Below are 6,487 nucleotides of genomic sequence, written 5' to 3'. Positions count from 1 at the left end.
GGCGGTCAGTCCGCTCGGCTGCAGGTGGGCCGCGGCCACCCGGATGATATCGCTGGTATCGACCGCCCGGATCCGCTCCAGGTAATCGTGTTCGCGGGGATCCCCGGTGAGCAGCTCAAAGTTGCCCAGCACCCGGGCCATCCCTTCGGCCCGTTCCAGGTTGAAGACAAAGTCCGCTTCCAGGTTGCGCTTGGCCCGCTCCAGTTCCTGCTCGCTGACCGGGAAGTGCTGCAAAGCGAGAATTTCGGTCATGATTTCCCGCAGGACCTCCCGGCTCTTGACGGCGTCCAGGGTCGCCCCGACATGGAAAAGGCCGGGATCGCGGGAACTGAACAGCGAGGAGTTGACCCGGTAAACCAGCCCCTGTTCGTGGCGCAGGCGCTCATAGAGGCGCGAGGCTTCACCCTGGCCCAGGATATGGGCCAGCACGTTGAGGGCGGCCGTATCCGGATGCCGGAAGGCGGGAATGGGGAAGGCCAGGGCCAGGTGGGTCTGGTTGATGCTCTGTTCTTCCAGGAAGAATCGGAAATCATCCTGGGCCGGCTCCGGGGGCAGATCGCGTTCGGCCACCGGGCTGCGGGGCAGTTCGCCGAAAAGGCGCCGGCTCTGGGCCAGCACCGCGGCGGCGTCTACATCGCCCACCACCACGATGGTGAAGTTTTCCGGATGATAATGGCGTTCGTGGTAGGCGAGGATGTCCTCCCGGCTGATGCCCCCCACGCTTTCCTCGCTGCCGCTGATCGGCAGCCGGTAGGGATGGGTGGTGTAGGCGCGGCCCAGCAACTCCTGGAAAAGGTGCAGTTCCGGACGATCCTTGCGCATCCGGATCTCCTCGAAGATCACCGGCTTTTCCCGCTCCAGCTCCTCGGCGTCGAAGAGCGAGTTGAGCACCGCGTCGGCCAGGACATCCATGGCCAGGGACCAGTGGCGGGCATCGAGGGTGGCATGATAGACCGTGTGCTCGAAGCTGGTATAGGCGTTGATCCGCCCTCCCACCGCTTCGATGGCCCCGGCCACCCCGCCGATCCCCAGGGTCGGGGTGCCCTTGAAGATCATGTGCTCGATCAGGTGGGTGATGCCGGCCTCGTGCGGCTCCTCGTAAACGCTGCCCGCGTTGACCCAGATCTGGACGGTGGCCACGCCGGTGCCCGGCGTTTCCCGGGAGATCACGGTCAAGCCGTTTTCGAGGACGCTTTTGTGGAGCCGGGGTGCCAGTTGTTGGGCCTGCAGGTCGTTGGTGGTCATAATGAAGCCCAAAATACCAGGCAAGAGGAAAAGGACAAGTTGTTTAAACCAAGAATGACGTAACATTATTGCTCTCGTTGACCAGCGTTTTTCTCGACCCCGGGACCGAAAATCGCCGCCGGGGGGTGATTGCTCAGCCGCCGGCCCGGGCAGGTCGGCGCCGGCTCACCAGCAGCCAGAGAACGGCCCCGGCCAGGATCATCAGGGCGCTCAAAAGCTGGCCCCGGCTGAAGAGCCCGAGCATCAGCCCCAGGTGGGCGTCGGGCTCGCGGAAGAATTCGACCAGGAAGCGCATGGTGCCGTAGCCCAGCAGAAAAACCGCGGTCAGGCGGCCGGCCGGCCACTGCCGGCGCCAGTAGAGGCGCATGGTGAACCACATGATGACAAACAGCACCAGGCCCTCGAGGAAGCTCTCGTAGAGCTGGGAGGGGTGGCGGGGCAGGGGGCCGCCGTCGGGAAAGACCATGGCCCAGGGCACATCGCTTACCCGGCCGTAGAGTTCGCCGTTGATGAAGTTGCCCAGCCGGCCCAGGCCCAGGCCGATGGGGACCGCCACCGCGTAGGCGTCGGCGGAGCGCAGGAAGGCAAGCCCGCGGACCCGGCAGAAGATCCAGCCGCCCACCACCAGGCCGAGCAGGCCGCCATGGAAGGACATGCCCCCCTGCCAGGTGGCGAAAATTTCCAGGGGATGCTGGATATAGTAGGAAAAATTGTAGAACAGCACATAGCCCAGCCGGCTGCCCAGAATCAGGCTGAGGATCAGGACCAGGTTAAGGCTGTCGAAATTCTTTTCCAGGCCGGGATGGGGATAGCGCCGGAACTGGTAACGGACCAGGAAATAGGCGGCCAGAAAGCCCAGCACATACATCAGGCCGTACCAGCGCACGGCCAGGGGACCGACCTGGAAGATGATCGGATCGATTTGAGGATAGGTAAGCATCGTGGGTTTCGTTATCGGCTGTGGTTGGCGGGTCGGGTTTGGGCGGCAGCGCCCGCGCTTGTCAAGGATTGCCGCGGCCGGTATGATGGCCTTTTGCCGCCGCACTTTGTATTTTTAACCCTTCCCTGCCGGAATGACAATGCTTATCCGTCTGGTCGCCCTCAATGCCCGCTTTGTCCACTCCTCTCCGGCCCTCTTTTATCTCCGCAACCTGCTGGCGGAAAATCTGCCCGATGGTGAGCTGGAGCTTTGCCAGTTCACCATCAACGATCCCTATTACGACACCCTGCTGCGCCTGGCCCAGGGATCCCCGGCGGCCATCTTTTTTTCGGTCTACGTCTGGAATGCCGCTTATGTCCGCCGCCTGATCCTCGACCTGGCTCAAATCCGGCCGGACCTGGCCCTGGTGGCGGGGGGGCCCCAGGCCGCCCACCTGGAACTGCCGGCGCCCGTCAAGCTTACCGTGGCGCAGGGCCCGGCGGAGGGGCTGGGGCCCGATTTTTACGGCGACCTGGTCCAGGGCCGGCTGGGTTCCCTTTACCGGGCCGCTGCCGCCGCCCCCTTTGTCATGCCTTACCGGCCCGAGGACTGTCGCGGCGAACTGCGCCACCGTCATATCTACTATGAATCCTCCCGGGGCTGTCCCTTTGCCTGTTCCTACTGCCTCTCGGCGACCCGGCGCGGGGTGGCCTATCGCGACCTGGCTGCGGTGCTGGCCGAGCTGGAGCTGCTCCTGAGTTGTCGCCCCCCGGTGATCCGCTTCGTCGACCGCACCTTCAACGCTCCCCCGGAACGGGCCCTGGCGATCTGGCGTTTTCTGGCCCGGCGGGGCGGGGATACCCGTTTTCACTTCGAGATCGCCCCCGATCTTTTCGATGAGGCCGGCCTGGCCTTTCTGGCCACGGTGCCGCCGGGTCTTTTCCAGTTTGAAATCGGTCTCCAGTCCTTCAACCCGGCCAGTCTGGCCGCGGTCAATCGCAACCCCGACCTGGCCAAAGCCCGGTCCAACATCCGCCGCCTGGCGGCAGCCGGCAATATTCATCTCCACCTTGACCTGATCCTGGGCCTGCCCTTTGAAACTGCAGCCAGTTACCGGCACTCCCTCAACGAGATCCTGGCTTTAAGGCCCCACCACCTGCAACTGGGCCTGCTGAAGGTTCTGCCCGACACGCCTCTGGCCCAGCGCCGGGAGGAATTCGCTCTGCGCTGCTGCCAGGAGCCGCCTTACCCGGTTTTGGCCACCCGCTGGCTGGCCCAGCCCGACCTGGCCGAACTTTACTTACTGGGGGAATTGATCGAGGCCTATTACAATCCCCGCTACTTCCTGGCGACCCTGGCCTATATAATGGACCGGGAAACCGACCCGGCCGCCTTTTTTACCGCCCTGGCCGCCACCGCCGGGGAACACGGGTTTGCCGGCCGGGCCCGGACCCAGGAGCTGCTCAGCACCATCCTGGCCCACCATTGGCGGCGGCGGCCGGATGGCGAGCTGGGCCTGGAACTGCTCCGCTTCGACTGGCTGGCCTGCGGCCATCGCCGCCTGCCGGATCATCTGGTTCCGGCCGGGGTTGGCGATGAGCTCAAAACAGCCCAGGATCGGCTCTGGCGGGCCCTGCCCGACCATTATCCCCCCCTCTTCAGCCCCCAGAGCCGGAGCAGCTTTTTCAAGCGCAGCGTCTTCGCCCCCTTCAGTGCCGCCGCCCTGAACCAACTGGGCATGGGGCCGGGCGACCAGCCCGGCATCGTCGCCTTCCTGGCCGAGTCCACCGGCGGGCTCAAACCCCGCCAGGCCACGGTTTTTTTTCCGAGCCCTGACCGGTGACTAATGAGCGTCCCAAAAAAATATGGACAAAAAAGCAAAGCGGACTAGGTTGCCAAGGGGTCTTTAACCAAAACATGGGGTCGGCTCGGCCGGCAAAAACCAATGGCCTGATAAGGAATAGAGAGCAATGACAGCAGGTGAAAAAATGAGGGTGGCGCTGCTGGCCGGCGGCAAGTCCGGCGAGCGCGAGGTTTCCCTGGCCGGAGCCGAGGGCGTGGTCAAGGCGCTGGATAAAACGCGCTACCAGGTGCGCCGCTACGATCCGGCCACCGATCTGGCCCGGCTGGCCGATGAGGCCGGGCAGATCGATGTGGCCTTTATCCTGCTCCACGGCCCCCTGGGCGAGGACGGCAGCGTTCAGGGTTTTCTCGATCTGCTGGATATCCCCTACCAGGGCAGCGGGGTTCTGGGCAGCGCCCTGGCCATGGACAAGGACCTGGCCAAGCAGCTTTATCGCCAGGCCGGCTTGCGGGTGCCGGAATGGGAGATGGCCCGGCGGGCCGACCTGGCCGATCCCCGCCGGCTGCTGCGCAACCTGGCCCCGCCCCTGGTGGTCAAGCCGGTGCGCCAGGGTTCCAGCCTGGGCATGAGCATTGTCGACCGGGAGGAGGACCTGCCGGCGGCCCTGGAAAAGGCCTTTGCCTTTGATGAAGAGGTGATGGTCGAGGAGTTCATCGCCGGCCGGGAACTCACCGGCGGAGTTTTGGGCAATACCGAATTGACCGCGCTGCCCCTGGTCGAAATCATACCCGGCGAGGATTTCCGCTTTTTCGACTACCAGGCCAAGTATCAGCCCGGGGCCAGCCGGGAGATCTGCCCCGCCGAGTTGAGCCCGGAGCTCAGCGCCGAAGCCCAGCGCTGCGCCTGCCTGGCCCACCGGGTGCTGCGGCTGCGGGGTTACAGCCGCACCGACATGATCCTGGCCCCCAACGGTCTTTACGTTCTGGAAACCAATACCATTCCGGGGATGACTCCCACCAGCCTGCTGCCCCAGGCCGCGGCCGCCCATGGCCTGAGTTTCTCGGCTCTGCTGGATCGCCTGATCGAGCTGGCCCTGGAGGGCCGCCGGCCCTGAGAAGCGCCGGGGCGCCCCTGGCAAACCGCGGCGGTTGACGCAGCCTGGGCCGGCTGGAACGGGTTCCGCCTCAGGGGCTCAGGCGGGAGGCGAAGTAGGGCTTGAGGGCCTCCGGCAGGCGGATGGTGCCGTCGGCCTGCTGGTGGTTTTCGTAGATTGCCGCCAAGGTCCGGCCCACCGCCAGGCCGCTGCCGTTGAGGGTATGGACCAGAGCGCTTTTGTTGCGGCCGGCGGGGCGATAGCGGATCGAGCCCCGCCGGGCCTGAAAATCACCGAAGTTGCTGCACGATGAAATTTCCCGGTAGCAGTTCTGGGCCGGCATCCACACCTCGATATCATAGGTCTTGCGGGCCGAAAAGCCCAAATCGCCGCTGCAGAGGGTCACCACCCGGTAGGGCAGCTCCAGGTGCTGGAGAACGCTTTCGGCGTTGGCCAGCAGCTTCTCCAACTCCTGGTCGGAGGTCTCGGGGGTGGTGAACTTGACCAACTCCACCTTGTCGAACTGGTGCTGGCGGATCAGACCCTTGGTGTCCCGGCCGTAGGAGCCGGCCTCGGAGCGGAAGCAGGGAGTGTAGGCGCAGTAAGAGAGGGGCAGATCCTTTTCGGCCAGGGTCTCGTCGCGGTGCATGTTGGTGACCGGCACCTCGGCGGTGGGGATCAGCCAGAGATCGGTCTCGGCCACCCGGAAGAGATCGGCGGCGAATTTGGGCAACTGGCCGGTGGCGGTCATGCTGGCGGTATTGACCATGAAGGGCGGCAGCACCTCGGTATAGCCGTGCCTTTCGGTGTGCAGATCGAGCATGAAGTTGATCAGGGCCCGTTCCAGGCGGGCGGCAAAGCCGCTGAGCAGGGCGAAGCGGGCCCCGGCCAGCTTGGCGGCCCGGCTGAAATCGAGACTGCCGTCGGCCTCGCCCAGTTCCCAGTGGGCCTTGGGGGGGAAGCTGAATTCCGGCGGCGTGCCCCAGCGGCGATACTCGACATTGTCGGCCTCGTCGGCTCCCACCGGCACCGAGTCGTCAAAGAGATTGGGAACCCCGAGGACAATTTCAGCCAGGCGGGCGTCGATCGCCGTCAGTTGCTCCTCCAGCTCCTTGAGCCGGTCGCCCAGCTTTTTGGCGGCCGCCATTCGGGCCGCCGCCTCCTCTTCCCGCCCCGCCTTTTTCAATATCCCGATTTCCTGGGATTCGCTTTTGCGGCGGTTGCGGCCGCCTTCCAGCTCCGCCAGAATATCACGGCGCTGCCGATCGAGGGTGCTGAAATCTTCCAGCGGGGCGGCGTCCTGACCGCGCCGGGCGGTCTTCTCCTTGACCAGATCGAGATTTTCCCGAATAAAGCGTAGTTCCAGCATGGGGTGTCCTTACCAGGGGTTGGTGGTGAGCCGGCCCCAAACGGGGGGGCATCTTGC

At 64.9% G+C, this 6,487-nt stretch carries 5 protein-coding genes; 2 read left to right on the top strand and 3 right to left on the bottom strand.

What is annotated here, in order from left to right:
* Positions 1–1,245 (bottom strand): M16 family metallopeptidase (locus ACHHTY_RS05420; protein WP_395493082.1); only part of this gene is annotated, 1,245 nt, incomplete at its 3' end.
* A gap of 133 nt (positions 1,246–1,378) precedes the next feature.
* Complete coding sequence (gene lgt / locus ACHHTY_RS05415; protein WP_395493081.1) at positions 1,379–2,185, bottom strand: prolipoprotein diacylglyceryl transferase; 807 nt, start codon at positions 2,183–2,185, stop codon at positions 1,379–1,381.
* Between the two features lie 139 nt (positions 2,186–2,324).
* Between lgt and ACHHTY_RS05410 the strand changes: the two genes are divergently transcribed.
* Both ACHHTY_RS05410 and ACHHTY_RS05405 read left to right on the top strand, forming a co-directional pair.
* On the top strand, positions 2,325–4,007 hold the full coding sequence (locus ACHHTY_RS05410) for a B12-binding domain-containing radical SAM protein (RefSeq protein WP_395493079.1): 1,683 nt from the start codon (positions 2,325–2,327) through the stop codon (positions 4,005–4,007).
* Between the two features lie 127 nt (positions 4,008–4,134).
* A complete protein-coding gene (locus tag ACHHTY_RS05405; protein WP_395493078.1) occupies positions 4,135–5,082 on the top strand; it encodes a D-alanine--D-alanine ligase family protein in 948 nt (315 codons plus the stop codon).
* Between the two features lie 70 nt (positions 5,083–5,152).
* On the opposite strand, the gene serS is transcribed toward ACHHTY_RS05405, so the two are convergent.
* Positions 5,153–6,430 carry a serine--tRNA ligase gene (serS, locus tag ACHHTY_RS05400; protein WP_395493077.1) on the bottom strand — a complete coding sequence of 426 codons (1,278 nt, stop codon included), beginning with the start codon at positions 6,428–6,430 and terminating at the stop codon, positions 5,153–5,155.
* Positions 6,431–6,487: the final 57 nt, after the last annotated feature.

This window comes from Desulfurivibrio nitratireducens, assembly GCF_044068515.1.
Taxonomy (GTDB): Bacteria; Desulfobacterota; Desulfobulbia; order Desulfobulbales; family Desulfurivibrionaceae; genus Desulfurivibrio.
This window is presented reverse-complemented; position numbering and strand designations above follow the sequence as displayed.